Annotated in this window: 15 protein-coding genes; 7 read left to right on the top strand and 8 right to left on the bottom strand. The window is 63.6% G+C overall.

The window, feature by feature from the left end:
- Position 1: 1 nt before the first annotated feature.
- Complete coding sequence (otsB, locus tag TP2_RS08365) at positions 2 to 742, bottom strand: trehalose-phosphatase (protein WP_038075829.1); 741 nt, start codon at positions 740 to 742, stop codon at positions 2 to 4.
- 119 nt (positions 743 to 861) lie between these two features.
- Between otsB and hemH the strand changes: the two genes are divergently transcribed.
- The 4 genes from hemH to TP2_RS17950 all read left to right on the top strand — a co-directional run bounded on the left by hemH (position 862) and on the right by TP2_RS17950 (position 4185).
- Complete coding sequence (gene hemH / locus TP2_RS08370; RefSeq protein WP_038075832.1) at positions 862 to 1917, top strand: ferrochelatase; 1056 nt, start codon at positions 862 to 864, stop codon at positions 1915 to 1917.
- A 113-nt stretch (positions 1918 to 2030) separates the two neighbouring features.
- Positions 2031 to 2663 (top strand): lysophospholipid acyltransferase family protein, encoded by a 633-nt coding sequence (locus TP2_RS08375; protein WP_240473729.1) that lies wholly within the window; start codon positions 2031 to 2033, stop codon positions 2661 to 2663.
- Positions 2653 to 3600 carry a phosphatidate cytidylyltransferase gene (locus TP2_RS08380; RefSeq protein ID WP_038075834.1) on the top strand — a complete coding sequence of 316 codons (948 nt, stop codon included), beginning with the start codon at positions 2653 to 2655 and terminating at the stop codon, positions 3598 to 3600. Before TP2_RS08375 ends, TP2_RS08380 begins: the two co-directional genes overlap by 11 nt.
- A gap of 288 nt (positions 3601 to 3888) precedes the next feature.
- On the top strand, positions 3889 to 4185 hold the full coding sequence (locus TP2_RS17950; protein ID WP_051692335.1) for a hypothetical protein: 297 nt from the start codon (positions 3889 to 3891) through the stop codon (positions 4183 to 4185).
- Between the two features lie 75 nt (positions 4186 to 4260).
- Here TP2_RS17950 and TP2_RS08385 read toward each other — a convergent pair whose 3' ends face one another.
- A complete protein-coding gene (locus TP2_RS08385) occupies positions 4261 to 4866 on the bottom strand; it encodes a L,D-transpeptidase (RefSeq protein ID WP_084714060.1) in 606 nt (201 codons plus the stop codon).
- Between the two features lie 167 nt (positions 4867 to 5033).
- Here TP2_RS08385 and dalA point away from each other — a divergent pair, with 167 nt between their 5' ends.
- Entirely contained in the window at positions 5034 to 5549 is a 516-nt protein-coding gene (dalA, locus tag TP2_RS08390) for a divisome-associated lipoprotein DalA (protein WP_038075836.1), read from the top strand.
- A gap of 54 nt (positions 5550 to 5603) precedes the next feature.
- Here dalA and TP2_RS08395 read toward each other — a convergent pair whose 3' ends face one another.
- From TP2_RS08395 to hslO, 6 genes are all read right to left on the bottom strand, one after another.
- Positions 5604 to 6104: a L,D-transpeptidase family protein gene (locus TP2_RS08395; protein ID WP_038075838.1), complete on the bottom strand. Its 501-nt coding sequence runs from the start codon at positions 6102 to 6104 to the stop codon at positions 5604 to 5606.
- A gap of 62 nt (positions 6105 to 6166) precedes the next feature.
- Complete coding sequence (locus TP2_RS08400; protein WP_084714100.1) at positions 6167 to 7387, bottom strand: class I SAM-dependent RNA methyltransferase; 1221 nt, start codon at positions 7385 to 7387, stop codon at positions 6167 to 6169.
- Positions 7388 to 7426: 39 nt separating this feature from the next.
- On the bottom strand, positions 7427 to 9253 hold the full coding sequence (locus tag TP2_RS08405; protein WP_038075844.1) for an ABC transporter ATP-binding protein: 1827 nt from the start codon (positions 9251 to 9253) through the stop codon (positions 7427 to 7429).
- A 39-nt stretch (positions 9254 to 9292) separates the two neighbouring features.
- Positions 9293 to 10426 carry a CCA tRNA nucleotidyltransferase gene (locus TP2_RS08410; RefSeq protein ID WP_038075847.1) on the bottom strand — a complete coding sequence of 378 codons (1134 nt, stop codon included), beginning with the start codon at positions 10424 to 10426 and terminating at the stop codon, positions 9293 to 9295.
- Complete coding sequence (locus tag TP2_RS08415) at positions 10423 to 11019, bottom strand: CoA pyrophosphatase (protein WP_038075850.1); 597 nt, start codon at positions 11017 to 11019, stop codon at positions 10423 to 10425. The genes TP2_RS08410 and TP2_RS08415 overlap by 4 nt, the downstream gene beginning before the upstream one ends.
- Complete coding sequence (gene hslO / locus TP2_RS08420) at positions 11012 to 12028, bottom strand: Hsp33 family molecular chaperone HslO (protein ID WP_038075855.1); 1017 nt, start codon at positions 12026 to 12028, stop codon at positions 11012 to 11014. The genes TP2_RS08415 and hslO overlap by 8 nt, the downstream gene beginning before the upstream one ends.
- A 98-nt stretch (positions 12029 to 12126) precedes the next feature.
- On the opposite strand from hslO, the gene TP2_RS08425 reads away from it, so the two are divergent.
- Together TP2_RS08425 and TP2_RS17955 are read left to right on the top strand one after the other, a co-directional pair.
- Positions 12127 to 12570: an NUDIX hydrolase gene (locus TP2_RS08425; RefSeq protein ID WP_038075859.1), complete on the top strand. Its 444-nt coding sequence runs from the start codon at positions 12127 to 12129 to the stop codon at positions 12568 to 12570.
- 195 nt (positions 12571 to 12765) lie between these two features.
- On the top strand, positions 12766 to 15918 hold the full coding sequence (locus tag TP2_RS17955) for an Ig-like domain-containing protein (protein ID WP_051692336.1): 3153 nt from the start codon (positions 12766 to 12768) through the stop codon (positions 15916 to 15918).
- The last annotated feature ends 12 nt before the right edge of the window (positions 15919 to 15930 follow it).

Raw genomic sequence — 15930 nt, forward strand, 5'->3', positions numbered from 1 at the left:
CTTACACCTCCACGGCAGCGGCGAGCCAATCGCGCAGGTTGCGCGGCTCTGCCAAGTGATAACGCGCGGCGCTTTCCCCGTCACCGATCTTGATGCCGTAGCCATCGTGTGCCTCGGCCCAGGCGAGCGCGGGTTCGTCAGTGGTGTCATCTCCGGCATAGACGGGAGCACGACCGGCAAACTGCGGAAGCTGTGTCAAAAGCGCGAGCGCGCCATCCTTTGAAAATCCGTCAGGGCGCAGTTCCACTGCCATCTTCGCGGGTTGGATCGCGAAGGCCGGGAAGCGTTCGGCGAGGGTCTCGGCAAAGCGCTCCACCTCGTCCTGCCGGGACGGATCGGAGCGGAAATGGAGCGCGCCGCCATGGCTCTTTTCCTCGTATAAAAGACCCTGTTCCTGCGCAAAACCGGCCAGTTCGGCCTGGAGCTCCGCCAGATCGGCCGGGCTTTCCTCGAGCGGGGGCGTCATGCCGCGCGCCTCGGCGCCATGGCTTCCGACCATCAACCCGTCATAGCCTTGGAGGAACCGCTCCAACTCGTGCAGCGAGCGGCCGGAGACGACAGCAAGCGCACCGTTGAGCTGCTCGGAAAGATGGGCGAGCACTTGCGGCAGATTTTCGGGGATCACCACCGCATCCGGCCGTGGTGCGATTTCCACAAGACATCCGTCGAAATCGAGAAACAGCGCGTCCCCGTCGGGATCGAGCGCGGGCGGGGCCGGTTTCTTGCCGGTCAAGTCATCCATTGCCATGTGTAGAACGTAAGTGATCCTGTCCCGGTTGAATAGGCCGCATTGGCACTGATCGGGAAACCCGTTAAGTCGGGTTTAGGTTCCGCTGAAAAAGACGACAGGACAGTGACAAGATGACGAAAGACGCAAATCCGCGCCTCGCCCATGCCCCCGCCGATCATCCCCCCGTTCCGGAGGCGAAGATCGGCCTGCTCGTCGCCAATCTCGGCACGCCCGACGCCACCGATTACTGGTCGATGCGCCGCTATCTCAACGAGTTCCTCTCGGACAAGCGCGTGATCGACTACCCGGCGTGGAAATGGCAGCCGCTGCTGCAACTCATCATCCTGTCGAAGCGCCCGTTCACCTCGGGCGCCAATTACAAGATGATCTGGAACAACGAGGCCGACGAGAGCCCGCTGATGACGATCACCAAGCAGCAGGTCGCGAAGCTGCGCGATGCGGTCTCGGCGCGCTATGGCCAAGAAGTCATCGTCGATTACTGCATGCGCTACGGTAACCCTTCCACGCAGTCGGTCGTGGACAAGATGGTCAAGCAGGGCTGCGAAAAGATCCTGTTCCTGCCGCTTTACCCGCAATATGCAGGCGCGACCTCGGCCACTGCGAATGACCAGTTCTTCCGTGCGCTGATGAAGCAGAAGCGTCAGCCGGCTGCGCGTGTGGCCCCGGAATATTTCGACAAGCCGTCCTATATCGAGGCGCTCGCGCAATCGGTGGAGCGGGTCTATTCCACGCTCGACGAGAAGCCCGACGTGCTCGTGGCCTCTTATCACGGGATGCCGCGCCGCTACCTGATGGAAGGCGACCCCTACCATTGCCAGTGCCAGAAGACCTCGCGCCTGCTGCGTGAACGGCTCGGCTGGGACAAGGACGGGATCGACACCACCTTCCAGTCGGTCTTCGGCACCGAAGTCTGGCTCAAGCCTTACACGGTCGAGCACGTCGCCGAGCTCGCCAAGCAGGGCAAGAAGAACATCGCCGTCATCTCGCCCGCCTTTAGCGCCGATTGCATCGAGACGCTCGAAGAGATCAATGGCGAGATCCGCGAGGCCTTCGAGGAGGCCGGTGGCGAGAAATTCACCTACATTCCCTGCCTCAACGATGACGACCTGCATATCGATGCGCTGATGGAAGTTGTCGGGGAAAACCTCGCCGGCTGGATCGCTTGACGCTTGAAATGACGTAACGTCTCGGGTCTGCTGACGCCTGAAAGGCTTCGCAGGTTCGGGACGTGACGGCAGCTAGGGATTCAGGCGAGAGGGGCGGGATCATACGCCGGATCGTGGCGCAGATCACTGGATTAGCGATCGCGCTTTTCGCGCGCTTCATCACCTCGCCGCGTGTCTATTATGCCGCCCCGCCCCATCCCGACCGGCAAACCGTCTATTTCGCCAATCACCGCTCGAATGCCGATACGGTCCTGATCTGGACGGTCCTCGGGGCCGCGACGCGAGCGCGCACGCGCCCTGTTGCAGCCGCCGATTACTGGCTGAAATCGCCACTGAGGAAATTCATCGGGCTCGATGTGTTCAACGTCATCCCGATCGAGCGCCTGCGCGAGAATCGCAGCGAGAACCCGGTCGAGAAGATGCTCGCCGCGCTCGAAACCGGGGTGTCGCTGATCATCTTCCCCGAAGGTCGACGCAACGAGAGCGAGGCGCCTTTGCTGGACATGCGCCCCGGCATCTATCACCTCGGGCAAGCGCGCCCCGAGCTTGAGTTTGTCCCTGTCTGGATCGAGAACCTCAACGGCGTTCTGCCGCGTGGCTCGATCATTCCGGTGCCGCTCTTGTGCACCCTGGCTTTCGGCGCGGCGCTGAGGGTCGATCCGGACGAGGGCCGCGATGCTTTCATGGCGCGTGCCCGAGCGGCGCTCCTTGCGCTTGCCCCCGAGGAGGTGCGCGATGGATCCTGACCTGCTCCGCATCTTCGGTGGACTTTTCCTCGCACTGCTCGCCGCGACACTGGGCGGGCAGGTGTTGCGCTGGCAATTCTCGCGCGGCGGCAGCACGGCAATGATCGAGAGGCTCAATGCCCGCATCCGCGGCTGGTGGGTGATGATCGTGCTGCTCGGGGTCACCTTCGTACTCGGCAAGGGCGCGGTGGTGCTGCTCTTCGCGTTCGCCTCCTTCAGCGCCCTGCGCGAGTTTCTCACGCTTACCCGCCGCAGCCGTGCCGATCACTCCACGCTTGTTGCGAGTTTCTTCGTCGTGTTGCCGATCCAGTATGTCGCGGTCTGGCGGGACTGGTATGGGTTCTATGCGATCTTCATCCCGGTCTATGCCTTTCTCGGCCTCCCGATCCTTTCGGTGATCCGCGCGCGCACCGATCATTACCTCACCCGCGTCGCGCAGACCCAATGGGCGCTGATGATCGCGGTTTTCTGCATGAGCCACGTGCCCGCGCTTCTGGTGCTGCGGATTCCCGGATACGAGGATCGCTCGCTGATGCTGATCGTGTTCCTGCTGATCGTCGTTCAATCGGGCGATCTGCTGCAATTCGTCTGGGGAAGGCTGCTGGGGCGCCGCAAGATCGCGCCGGAAGTGTCGCGCTCGAAGACATGGGAGGGGTTTGCGGGCGGCGTGCTGAGTGCGAGTCTGATCGGGGCGGCGCTTTACTGGATCACGCCGTTCACGCCCATTCAGGCCTGGGCGATGGCCCTTGTGACCGCTGCGATGGGGAGTTTCGGCAGGCTGGTGATGTCTGCGATCAAGCGTGAGCGTGGCGTGCGCGAATGGGGTCACCTGATCGAGGGGCAGGGCGGCGTGCTTGACCGTCTCGACTCCGTCGTCTTCGCGGCGCCGGTCTTTTTCCACCTCACGCGGTTCTTCTGGCAATCCGCCGGGGGCTGAGACAGCTGGGCGGCGATTGCAAAGCGCATCATGCCGCGCTTCGATCTCGATAAAACTCGACCCTATTCAGGCCCAGAACTTACGTTTCGATGCGCTCTGCACGCGTTTGGATCGGCGAGAACATGCCGAAATGCTTCGCTTTTCTGAAAACTTTTGCAATATGCGACATCCCGCCTCACGGACTCGTGAGGGCGGCGTGCCTATCTTCTGCGCGGGGGCAAGGGGTGCCGCAAGGTATCCCGGCGCCGCGGCAACGTCCGGGGTGCGCACTGAGCAGAAAGGACGAAGATGAAGAAGACACTGGTACTGGCCACCGTGGTGGCCCTCTCTTCCAGCGCGGTCTGGGCGGGTCATGCGAACCCTTGGGCGACCGAGGAAGATGATTTGCTAATGCAGTATCACGAGGAAAATCTCGCACAGTCGATCGACACGCCCGGCGAGGATGAGATGCTCGGCGTCATGGTGCGAGAGGCCCATGGCAAGCTCGACGGGCTTGCTGGCGGGTCGAATGGCGGCGCCGGCGATGGCTCGGGCGATGGCTCGGGTGGCGGCTCGAAAGGCGGCGGCAAGGGCGGCAATCGCTGAACTCTGAAAGCCAGAAAGAAATGACCCCCGGAGCGTGTGGCCCCGGGGGTTTTTCATTGCAAGCTTTCGTGCGGGTCAGATCAGCAGAACCTGCGTGCCGACCTTAGCCAGACCGAACAGCTCCTGGATATGTTCGTTGTAAAGGCCGATACAGCCGTTCGAGCTCTTGCGGCCGATCTTGCGCGTGTCGTGGGTGCCGTGGATGCGATAATATTTCCACGACAGGTAAAGCGCATGCGTGCCCAGCGGGTTGTCGGGGCCCGGCGGCACGTAGTCGGGCCATTCGGGATTGCGCTTCTTCATCGACGGGGTCGGCGCCCAGCTCGGCCCCTCGACCTTGCGGATGACCTCGGTGCGCCCGCGTCGGGTCAGCTCTTCCGAGACCGGAACGGAGGTCGGGTAGAGCCGGTAGATCGATTGATCCTCTGACCAGTAATGCAACGCGCGCGAGCCGGTATCGACGAGGATCGCCCCATTGCGCAGGCTCGAGAAGTAGGGCTGCCATTCGCGGTTCAGGAAGCCCGAGATGTTGCGGCGCTGGTTTGTGTAACCGTCCGTTTCATATTGCACGATGCCGGCATCGGGGGTCTGGGCGCGCGCAGGCAGAGCCAGCCCTGCGCCGAGGCAGGCTGCACCGCCAAGAAAGGTGCGGCGGTCGAAGGTGGTGCGTTTGATGGACATGTCGCGCTCCGAAAACACGGATTTACAATCGTCGTAAATATAGTGTGAGCGAGTGGCCCCTGCAAATCAAAGATCCCGCGGTGTGCTTGCGCCGCTACAGAGGGGTTTGCGCCTGCAGAAGCAAGCGTGTAAAGCAGTCGGATAGGTCAACAAAGGGCTGACAAAAGATGTTGCGCGCCACCGCTTTCGTGTTTTCCGCCGTTCTTGCTCTGGCTGCCTGCCAGCCGACGAACCAGCAAGCACCGCTTGGCGCCGATGGGCTCCCGCTTCCCAAAGTCTACAATATTACCGCGCGCGAAGCTGCCGTGATCCCGCAACGCGTTCTGGAATCCGTCAACTCTCTGCGCTCCGTGCGCGGGCTCGCGCCGCTGACGTTGAACGCCGCGCTGACCACCGCCGCGCTGGCCCATTCTAAGGACATGGCGGCGCAGAACCGTCCCTGGCATTGGGGTTCCGACGGCTCCTCGCCGCGTGACCGCGTGGCGCGCGCCGGCTATCCGGGCACCTATGAGGGCGAGAACCTCTCGGAGACCTACGAGACCGAGATGGAAACCCTCTCGAGCTGGATGTCGAACGAAGTGACGCGCGACGTGATCCTTGATCCGCGCGCGACCCAGATGGGCTTCAGCTGGTATCAGGAACCTTCGGGCAAGATCTGGTGGACGATGGTGACCGGCAGCTGAGCCTGCCCCATCCGATTTCCACGAAAAAGGGCCCCGCTTGGGGCCCTTCGCATGTCAGGGGAAGATGAAGATCGGGGTGCCGTCTTGCACCATCGCGTAGATCTCCCGGATCTCCTTGTCCTTCACGGCGATGCAACCTGCCGTCCAGTCCTTGCCACGACCCTTGTTCTTGCCGTCGCGCCCGTGGATGAAGATGTCGCCGCCCGCTTTCTTGCCCTGCGATTGCGCAAAGGCGACCTGCTGCGGATTCGGATAGCTGATCCCGATCGAGAGGTAATAGGCCGAATTCGGGTTGCGGCGGTTGATGTAATAGAAGCCTTCGGGCGTCTTGCCGTCGCCTTCGAACTGCTTCGGCCCGATCGGATCGCCGCCGAGCCCGATCTTGTATTTCTTCAGAACCTCATCGCCATGCAGCAGATACATCATCCGGTTGGCCTTGAAGACCTGGATCTGCGTAACGACGGGGCCGTCATAGGTGATGAATTTCCCTGAATCGCCGCAGGCGGCGAGGGTAGCTAGGGCGCATCCGCCCAGGAGGAGGGTTCGACGGTTCATGATAAGCCTGTTCACGGGTCACTGCTCTTTTGGCCCTTTTTACCCGATTTCAGGCGTGCCTTCTAGCGGGTGAAGAGCGCCGCAAGCTCGACATGCGCGGAAAAGCGAAACTGATCGACCACGAGCAATTTCTCGAGCGTGAAGCCCGCTTTGATCAGGGTCTCGGCGTCGCGCGCGAAGGTGACCGGGTTGCAGGAGACGTGGATCAGACGCGGCAGCGGTGAGGTGGCGATCTCCGCGATCTGGGCCTGCGCACCCGCGCGGGGCGGGTCGATCACCACGGCGTCGAACGTCGCCAGTTCATCGGGCAGAAGCGGCCTGCGGAAAAGATCGCGCGTCTCGCTCGTGATCCGGTGCAGGCCCTGCGCCTGCCGCCAGCCCTGATCGAGCGCGTCGATCATCGCCGCCGACCCTTCGACAGCATGAACCTCAGCCTGTTCGGCCAGTGGCAGCGCGAAGGTGCCACAGCCCGCGAAGAGATCGGCCACGCGCTGAGCCGAACCCACCGCAGCTTTGGCAAAGGCCACAAGCGCGGCCTCCCCATGATGGGTCGCTTGCAGGAAAGCGCCGGGCGGGGGCACGACCTGCGCCTTGCCGAAGCGCTGAATGGTCGGACGGCGGGCAGCGATGATTTCATCGTTCCAGCTGAGACGGGCGAGATCATGCTCACGTGCAAGACCTGACAAAGTCTCGAATTGTGCTGGATCAGGGTCTTTTCCACCCGACGCGGCGATCTCCAGCCCCGCCTCCGACAGCGTCACGGCGAAGGCAATTTCGCCTTTGCGCGAGCCCGCCAGCGCCGTCGCCTCGTTCAGAAGCGGCACGACCGCGAGCAGTTCCGGACGCAGGATCAGGCAATGCGGGATCTCGACCACCGTATCGGAGGCGCGTGCGTGAAACCCGACAAGCGTGCCCTTTTTCGTGCGTCGCCCCGAAAAGGTCGCCCGACGACGCGAGTGCAGCGGTGATGTCGAGATAGTCATCTCGGGCACGGACAGCCCGCGCGCGCTCAGTGCTTGGCGCACGACGTCCATCTTCCATTCGGCGGTGAAGCCTTCCGAGGCGTGCTGCATCACGCAGCCCCCGCACGACCGATAATGCGGGCAAGGCGCCTTCACGCGTTCGGACGAAGGGGTAACGACCTTCGGCTGGGCAATGCGCCCGTCCTCCACCTCTCCCTCGACCACTTCGCCGGGCAGAGCCATTGCTACATGCACGGTCCCCTCGGGGCCATGCGCCACGCCATCAGCGTGCAGGGACAGACGTTCTATCTCGTAATTCATGCGATCCATCTACTCTCGTCGAACGCGCCCGAAAAGACCCTATTCTGCTGCATCCTCGGCCTCATCGCAGAGGAGAAAACCGCCAGATTGGCGTGCCCAATACCGCGCATAGAGCCCGTTTGCCGTAAGCAGCTCCTCGTGGCTTCCCTGTTCCACGATCCGGCCCTCGTCCAGAACTACGATCCGGTCCATCTCGGCAATCGTGCTGAGCCGGTGCGCGATCGCCAGCACGGTCTTGCCCGCCATAACCCGGTGAAGCGCGCGCTGGATCTGTGCCTCGACCTCCGAGTCGAGCGCCGAGGTCGCCTCGTCCAGCACAAGAATCGGGGCATCCTTCAGGAAGGCCCGGGCCAGCGCGATCCGCTGCCGCTGTCCGCCCGACAGCTTCACGCCACGCTCGCCCAGCTTCGCCTCGTAGCCGCGATTGCCCTCGTGATCGACCAGCTCGCGAATGAACCCATCCGCCTCGGCCTGTTCGGCCGCTGCGATCAGCTCCGCCTCGCTGGCATCGGGGCGTCCATACAGGATGTTCTCGCGCGCCGAACGATTGAACATCGCAGTCTCCTGAGTGACCATCGCGATCTGCCGCCTCAGGCTCTCCTGGGTGACGCGGCGAATGTCTGTCCCGTCGATCAGGATGGCACCTTTTTCGGCGTCGTAGAGCCTTAAAAGAAGCGAAACGAGGGTCGATTTCCCGGCGCCTGACGCGCCAACGATACCGATCCGCTCACCCGCCTGGATCGTCAGGTCGATCCCCTCGACGCCGCCGCTTTGCCGCCCATAGGCGAAATCGACATGGTCGAAGCGGATTTCACCCGCCACGCGCCCCAGCTCGGTTGCGTCAGGTGCATCGGTCAGCCCGTAGCCGCGCGCGAGCGTCCGCATCCCGTCCTCGACCTCGCCGATATGGGTCCAGAGCCCCATCAGCGCGGTCGACACCCAACCCGACATCTGTGCCAGCCGGATCGCGATGGCCCCGGAGGCCGCGATATCGCCCGCGCTTGCCGCGCCTTGCGACCAGAGCAGGATTGCGCCGCCGACCAGCATCACCGGCAGCACGCCGGAATAGGCCATCTGCACCGTGCGATAGGTGGCCGAGATGCGCCCGAAAGACACTGTTGCGGCCCGAAACCGTTCCATCGCGCCCAAGGCGGCGCGATCTTCATGTTCCGCATGGGCGAAGAGTTTGACCGTCTTGATATTGGTGATCGTGTCGACGACCTGCCCCGTCACCATCGCCCGTGCCGAGGCCCGGGCCTTGGAGTGACCGCGCACTTTCGGCAGGAAGGCCCGGATCAGAAAGCCCAGTCCGATCGCCCAGAGCACAAGCCCGAGCGCGCCCCAGCGGTCGATCCCGAGAAGGAGCAGGACAGAACCCAGCACCGAGGCCGCGGCGAAAAGCGCGGTATTGATCGTCTCGGCCACGGTATCGGTCACGGCGCGTGCGGTCTGCATCTGCTTCTGCGCGATGCGGCCTGCGAAATCGTTGTCGAAGAAGGTCACGTCCTGACCCATCGTCCAGCGATGCAGCCTCGAGAGGACCAGCGGCAGGATATTCGGAAGGATCAAGAGATTGGTGGTCGCCGAGGAGGCGGCGAAGGCCAGCGGGCGCAGGATCAGGTAGAAGCCGATGAAGAGCGCAAGCAGCCCCGCATTCTCGGCCAGCACCTGATCCGGGGCCGAGGCCAGCGCCGCGTCGATCACGCGCCCCAGAAGCCAGGCGGAAACGACCTCCATCGAGCCCGCCAGCACCGAGGCGAGGCCCGCCACCGTCATCACCTTGCCCGCGCCCGAGAGGCACCAGCGCAGGAATGCGCCCAGCGTATGCGGTGGGGGGCCAGAGGCTTTGGAGAAGGGGTCGATCATCAGCGGCTCGCTTTCATCCCCAGCATATAGACCAGCGCCTCAGCCGAGCAACGCCTCGCGGCTCAACGTGAAGCCCGAAGCTATCCAGCGGGTTTCGAGCTCGCGCAGGCGATCGCCCAGTGCCTTCCCCTGATAGGCGGGCATCAGATCTGTGGCCGAGACGGGAAATTGCTGTTTTGCGCCGAAACAGACCCTGTTTTGCCAGTTCTCCGGCATCTCCTGACCCATGACGGCATGGCGCAAAAGGAGCGCATCAGCCCCGGTCTCGGCGCCGAAGCGATACCCCAAGACCTCAGGGGCATCGCCACTTGCCAGAGCTTCGCGCAATGTCTCGAGCCGCCGGGAATCCTTGTTCGACAGGCGCAGGCGCTCCGCAACGTTTTCGCCACCCAAGGCGGCGAGGCGGCGGATCGCGTCCGCGGGTCGGTCTTCGAGATGCACAAGCGGAGCGAGCGCCGTCGCATCGGCGCCGGGCAACACCGCTGTGAGAGCCCCGCTCTGCGCCATTGCCGCCACCGCGTGAGAGGGGTCGGGCGCGGCCAGCAGCTTGCGCATCTCAGCCCCCACGCGTTCGCGCGAAAGCGTCTCTATTCCAGCGATATTCGCGGCGCAGGCGGCGAGGCCGTCGCCATCGAGATCGCGGCCATACCAGGCGGTGAAACGGAAGAAGCGCAGGATCCGCAGGTAATCCTCACGGATACGCTCCTCGGCCTCGCCGACAAAGCGGACATGGCGCGCGTCGAGATCGGCCAGCCCGGTGCCGAGCGGGTCGATGACCTCCCCATCGGCGCGGGCATAAAGCGCATTCATCGTGAAATCGCGGCGCGCGGCATCCTCGGCGATGTTATCCGAGAAGGCGACCGTCGCGTGGCGGCCATGCGTCTCTACATCGCGGCGAAAGGTGGTGATCTCATGCGGGTAATGCTCGGAGACGACGGTGATCGTGCCGTGGTCGATCCCGGTGGGCACGGGCTTCAGATCGGCTGCTTTCGCTAGCTCGATCACCCGTTCGGGCAGCGCATCGGTAGCGATGTCGATATCATGGACAGGCTGGTCGATCGCGCCGTTGCGCACGCAGCCACCCACGAGATAGGCCTGATGCCCCCCCGTCTCGAGCATCGCCAGCACGCGTTGGGTATGCGTGGCCTCGATCCAGTCTCCGGTCAGTTTCATTGCGCCATCCGGTCCGCCAATGCCCGCAATATACGCGCGGTGGCGCCCCAGATGTAATAGGGCCCGTAGGGGGCCACGAAATAGCTGCGCCGTGCGCCGCGCCAGCGTCGGGATTCGACGCGGAATTTCGTTGGATTCGAGACATGGGAGAGCGGCACAGTGAAGGCCTCTGCCACTTCGCCTGCCTCGGGGGTGATCTCGAACGGGGTGTGGATCCGGGCAAGGACCGGGGTCACGAGGAAAGAGGTCACCGTTTCATGCGGATCGAGCGTCCCGAGGATTTCGACATTGCCGCTGGGCAAGCCGATTTCTTCGCGCGCCTCGCGTAGCGCCGCGCCCACCGGGCCATCGTCCTGAGGGTCCACCTTGCCGCCGGGAAAGGCGATCTGGCCGGGGTGGTGGCGTAGATGCGAGCTGCGCTTCGTCAGGTGCAGCCGGGGCTCGCCCTCGAAACAGTCGAAGGCGACCAGCACGCCAGCGGGGCGGAGAATGCGATCCGCTGGCAGGACAGTACCGGGGTTCAGGTCGTAGTCGGATGAAGGCCGCCCCGGTCTTGCCAAGGCGGCCAGAACCGGGGCGAGCGGATCACTCATCCGATGCCTCGCGCGGTGTTCCATCCGGGTTTTTCTGGGCTTCGAAGCCGAGCGTCAGCGGATCGAACTCGTAATGCGCGCCGCAGAACTGGCAATCGGCGGTGACCCTGCCGTCATCGGTGGTCATGTGACCGATATCGCGCGCCGAGTAGATCGAGAGCGACTGGCGCACGCGATCGGCCGAGCAGGTGCAGCCGAATTCAACCCGCTGCGGATCGAAGACACGCGGGGCTTCCTCGTGGAACAGACGCACCAACAGCTCTGTCGGCTGTACGGTCGGGCCGATCAGCTCCATGTCCTCGACCGTGTCGAGCAGGATATTGGCACGCGCCCAGTTCTCGCCCTCTTCGCCATCGAGAATATCGTCAGCGGTCAGAAGGCCCATATCGCCCGAGCCGTCTTTCGCCGCGAAAGGAGAGGCGGGCGGCATGTGCTGGAGCATGACGCCACCGGCGCGCCAACTCTCGCCCTGACCGGGCAGGATCGACCGCCCGAAGGAGAGCGAGAAGCGGGTCGGCAACTGCTCGGACTGCGCGAAATAGGCCTCGGCGCATGCGCGTAGTGACCCTTCGCTGAGCGGCGTGATGCCCTGATAGGGCGTGGTGCCCTTCCCTTGGTCGATCAGGATCGCGAAATAGCCCTTCCCGATCTGCTCGAACGGATCCGCCTTGGGATCGAGCCGCTCGGGGTCGAAGCTCGCCCAGGCGCGGATGCGCGCGGGTGCGCCCTCTTTCTCGGGGGCATAGTAATCGGTGGCGATAATGCGGATCGGACCGTTGCCGCGCACCTGAAGCGAGAGCTTCCAGCGCAGCTTGATCGTCTGGCCGATCAGCGCTGTCAGCAACGCGGCCTCGGCGACGAGCATCTCGACGGCGCGGGGGTATTCATGTTGCGACAGGACGTTGTCGAGCACGCCATCGAGGCGCGCGACGCGACCGCGGATATCCGAGCGGTCGAGCTGGAACGGCAGTACGGTGTCGTCCCATGCGATTTGGGATAGCTTGGACATGGTGCTCCTGAGGGGCTCCTAGGGGGTTTTCGGGCAGCGCGGAGCCTGCCATACAGCCCCAATATAGGCGTCGCAACCACAGACCCAAGGGTGAGCCAATGATCGCACGGTTCGGAGAGCGGGTGAAACAAGGCCAGAGCTACACGCTGCGGCCCGGTGCCTATGCGGTGTTGATCCGCGACGGGCGCGTGCTGGTGACGTTCCAGGAAACGCCGGTGCCTGAGTTTCAGCTACCCGGTGGCGGCATCGACCCCGGTGAGGGGCAGATCAACGCCCTGCATCGCGAGGTCTACGAGGAGACCGGCTGGTCGATCGGCAATTTGCGGCGGCTCGGGGCCTATCGACGCTTCACCTACATGCCCGAATACGACCTCTGGGCGGAGAAACTCTGCTCGATCTGGATGGCGCGTCCGGTGCTCTGTCGAGGCGCGCCAAGCGAGCCCGGTCATAGTGCCTATTGGCTGGATCCGGGCGAAGCCATTGAACTTCTTGCCAATGACGGCGACCGGGCCTTCCTGATGCGCGTTTTGCAACAATTCTGAGGCGTGCGGCGCAATCTGCGGTTGCGAAACGCTAAACCTATGCGATTGCACAACAATTTGTCACGCGGCGTAAACAAAACTCTAGCCGTAGTGCCGACTTATGTGTAATAAAACATCAATAATAAGTTAAGTTCACCTTTTGGTGAGCGGGACTGGACGTTCAATAAGTCCAGCCTAAGAGGCGGAGCGAGTATTATGGTAAAGTCGATTGACTTTGCCCTGCGCGATGGCGCGGGCACGGTGATCTATGGGTCTGTTTCCGGTGATAGTGCCGGAGAGTTCATTCAGGTTGGGGCCGACGAGGACATCTCGCTCAATCTGCGCAAGGCAAACATCCTCAAATATGAGAAACTTGACGGCGATCTGGTCGTGACGCTGGCCGATGGCCGCACGATCACGCTGCATGGGTTCTTCATGGCGCCCGAAGGGCAGGAGAACACGTTGCTGATTTCGGCCGATGGTCAAATCCAGCAGGTGACTCTGGAGGATATGGGCAATGGCGTTCTTTTTGCCTCTTATGGCGAGCCGGAGGTGACGGGCGACAAGTGGAGCCCCAATGATCGCCTGGCCTTCCTTGAGGGCGATGAGATCCTCGCGCCCGTTGCCGAAGACGAGACGACCGGCATGGCGGCCTTTGCGCCTGCGCTCATGACGGGGCTCGGTGGCGGTGGCCTGGCGGCGGCGGGGCTGGCCGGTGCGGCGCTTCTGGGCGGCTCGGGTGGTTCGAATGGCGGTGCGTCGATCGCGCCTACCGTTGACGATCCCCAGAGCGAGGCAACGCTGAGCACACAGACCGAAACGCAGGAAGCTGTGGTTTCGGGCACTGGTGAGCCGGGTTCGATCGTGGCCGTGACAATCGGCGATCAGAGCCAGAGCGTCGAGATCGGTCCGGGTGGCACCTGGGAGGTGATCTTTAGCGACGAAACGCTGCCCTCCGACGGCGATCACGAGGCTGTTGTCGAGGTGACTGCGCCGGATGGGAGCGAATATACGCTCGATGGTCCGGGCTTCCTGATCGACATGACGCCGCCGGATGTGGCGATCACCGAAGGTGCGGGCTCGACCGGCGATGTCGAGAACCTGCTCGAATATGCGGATGGGATCACCGTCTCGGGCGGTGGCGAGCCGGGGGCGGCAATCACTGTCGAGGTCATGGGCCAGACCCAATCGACCACCGTCGGTTCGGATGGCAGCTGGTCGGTCACCTTCGCGCAGGATCAGCTTCCGGGCGGCACGTACGAGGCCGCGATGACTGTCACGGCAACCGATGCGCTGGGCAATGTCACGACCCTGAGCGACACCCTCGCGGTCGATACCGAACCGCATCCGATCAGCTTCGACACGGTCGCGGGCGATGACGTGATCAACCTCGTCGAACAACAGGCCGGTGTGACGATCACCGGACAATCCACGCCGGGTGCGCAGATGGTGATCTCGCTGGGCGGAGTGGAGCTGCCGGCGACGGTCGATGCGAGCGGCCAATGGTCGGTGACCTTCTCGCCGGCGCAGATTGGTACCGGTGAGCGCGAACTGACGTTCACCGCGACGACGACTGATGCGGCGGGCAATGTCTCGACGCAGAGCCATGCGGTTCAGCTCGACACCGTCGGTCAGGTCGCCTTCTCGAGCGATCCGATCACCGCTGATGACGTGGTCAATGCGCAAGAGGCAGGCCGCATCACACTGAGCGGCACGTCCGAGCCCGGCACGCAATCGGTGACGGTCAGCTTCGCAGGTCAGACCCTGCCGGCCACGGTCGGCGCGGATGGCAGCTGGAGCGTGGACGTGACCGGCGCGGCTCTGTCCACAGGCACTTACGAGGCGCGGGTCAGCGCTGTCGATGCGGCGGGCAACACGGTCTCGGCGACCCGTTCGGTGAGCGTCGATCTGGAAACCAATGTCGCAGTCGATATCGGGCAGGCGGGCGGTGATGATCTGCTCAACGCGGTCGAGGCGACTTCCGGACTCACGATCACCGGCAGCGCCGAGTCGGGCGCGACCGTTCAGGTGAATTTCGAGGGCACCACGCGGACGGTTCAGGCCGATGCGTCGGGCAACTGGAGCGCCAGCTTCAGTGCTGCCGAAGTGCCCGCGGGCACCTATGACGCGACGGTCAGCGTTCTTGCCACCGACCTCGCGGGGAATACCGCGCAGGCGAGCCATGTGCTCCGTGTCGATACCGAGGTGCAGAACCTGACCCATGCCACCCCGACCCCGAATGCGATCCTCGCGGATGGGATCGTCAATGCGACGGAAGCGGCGGGCGGGCTCGTGGTGAGCGGCACCGTTGAGGCGGGCAGCGCGGTTACCGTGCAGCTTGGCTCGGGCGTCACCATCGCAGCGACCGTAACCGGTACGAGCTGGAGCGCGACAATCCCCGCCTCCGCCTTGCCGAATGAGGAAATGCAAGAGGTGCTCAGCGTTCGCGCCACCGATGCAAGCGGCAACGCGGCACTCCAGCAAAGTGTCATCACCTTCGACCCGCTTGTACGCGATTTCACGATTTCCGCGAGTGTCGCTGGCGACGGGATCGTCAATGCCGAGGAGGCCGAGCGCGGCTTTGCGATTTCGGGCACGGTCGAGCCGGGCGCGACGGTGCAGGTGGTGCTGGCCAATGGCGTGACGCAAACATTGGTGGCAGGTGCCGACGGGCAATGGAGTGCGCAGTTCAGCGGTGCCGACCTGCCGGGCAGCGAAGGCACGATGACTTATCAGGTCTTCGCTACGGACGTGGTGGGCAACGTCTCGCAAACCGATGGCAGCTTCACCTATGACCTCGTTGCGCCGGAGTCTCCCGATATCATCGGCTTCTCGCGGGTCGAAACCGGGCTCGTGGGGTTGCTCATCGAGAATGCCGACGATCCGCTGGACTTTGCGGCGGTCGATGCTGGCGGTGCGGTCTCCGAAGTGTCCCTCGACGGCGCGCCGGTCGTGCGCAGCGCCTACACCTCCTATGATTTCCAGAGCACGGTGCCCAATGGCTCTTATCTGGTGGTCTCGGATACCGATGCGGCGGGCAACGAGGCGGCGACGCTGCTCGTGGTCGACAATAACGCGGCGGTCACGGTGGATCTCAACCGGGCGGGCCTATCTGACTTCGACTTCGCCGAGATTGACCTGAGCTTCGCGCCCGAGGCCGAACTCACGATCACCGAGGCGCAGATCAAGGCGCTTACCGGGCCGGACAATACGATCGCGATCGAGGGCAATGACAACGACCACGTCACCGCTCTGGGGGCGCTCGATACCGGTCTGACCACCACGGTCGATGGGCATGACATGAGCATCTACACGCTCGGCGATACGACCCTGCTGATCGATGACGAAATCACCAATGTGACGATCTGACGGGGGCGGAGA

This window comes from Thioclava pacifica DSM 10166 (genome assembly GCF_000714535.1).
Lineage (GTDB): Bacteria > Pseudomonadota > Alphaproteobacteria > Rhodobacterales > Rhodobacteraceae > Thioclava > Thioclava pacifica.

What these genes read in the sequence shown, in the direction of transcription:
- otsB (WP_038075829.1), bottom strand. Translation starts at nt 742, where the DNA reads ATGGATGACTTGACCGGCAAGAAACCGGCCCCGCCCGCGCTCGATCCC.
- hemH (WP_038075832.1), top strand. Translation starts at nt 862, where the DNA reads ATGACGAAAGACGCAAATCCGCGCCTCGCCCATGCCCCCGCCGATCAT.
- TP2_RS08380 (WP_038075834.1), top strand. Translation starts at nt 2,653, where the DNA reads ATGGATCCTGACCTGCTCCGCATCTTCGGTGGACTTTTCCTCGCACTG.
- TP2_RS17950 (WP_051692335.1), top strand. Translation starts at nt 3,889, where the DNA reads ATGAAGAAGACACTGGTACTGGCCACCGTGGTGGCCCTCTCTTCCAGC.
- TP2_RS08385 (WP_084714060.1), bottom strand. Translation starts at nt 4,866, where the DNA reads ATGTCCATCAAACGCACCACCTTCGACCGCCGCACCTTTCTTGGCGGT.
- dalA (WP_038075836.1), top strand. Translation starts at nt 5,034, where the DNA reads ATGTTGCGCGCCACCGCTTTCGTGTTTTCCGCCGTTCTTGCTCTGGCT.
- TP2_RS08395 (WP_038075838.1), bottom strand. Translation starts at nt 6,104, where the DNA reads ATGAACCGTCGAACCCTCCTCCTGGGCGGATGCGCCCTAGCTACCCTC.
- TP2_RS08400 (WP_084714100.1), bottom strand. Translation starts at nt 7,387, where the DNA reads ATGAATTACGAGATAGAACGTCTGTCCCTGCACGCTGATGGCGTGGCG.
- TP2_RS08405 (WP_038075844.1), bottom strand. Translation starts at nt 9,253, where the DNA reads ATGATCGACCCCTTCTCCAAAGCCTCTGGCCCCCCACCGCATACGCTG.
- TP2_RS08410 (WP_038075847.1), bottom strand. Translation starts at nt 10,426, where the DNA reads ATGAAACTGACCGGAGACTGGATCGAGGCCACGCATACCCAACGCGTG.
- TP2_RS08415 (WP_038075850.1), bottom strand. Translation starts at nt 11,019, where the DNA reads ATGAGTGATCCGCTCGCCCCGGTTCTGGCCGCCTTGGCAAGACCGGGG.
- hslO (WP_038075855.1), bottom strand. Translation starts at nt 12,028, where the DNA reads ATGTCCAAGCTATCCCAAATCGCATGGGACGACACCGTACTGCCGTTC.
- TP2_RS08425 (WP_038075859.1), top strand. Translation starts at nt 12,127, where the DNA reads ATGATCGCACGGTTCGGAGAGCGGGTGAAACAAGGCCAGAGCTACACG.
- TP2_RS17955 (WP_051692336.1), top strand. Translation starts at nt 12,766, where the DNA reads ATGGTAAAGTCGATTGACTTTGCCCTGCGCGATGGCGCGGGCACGGTG.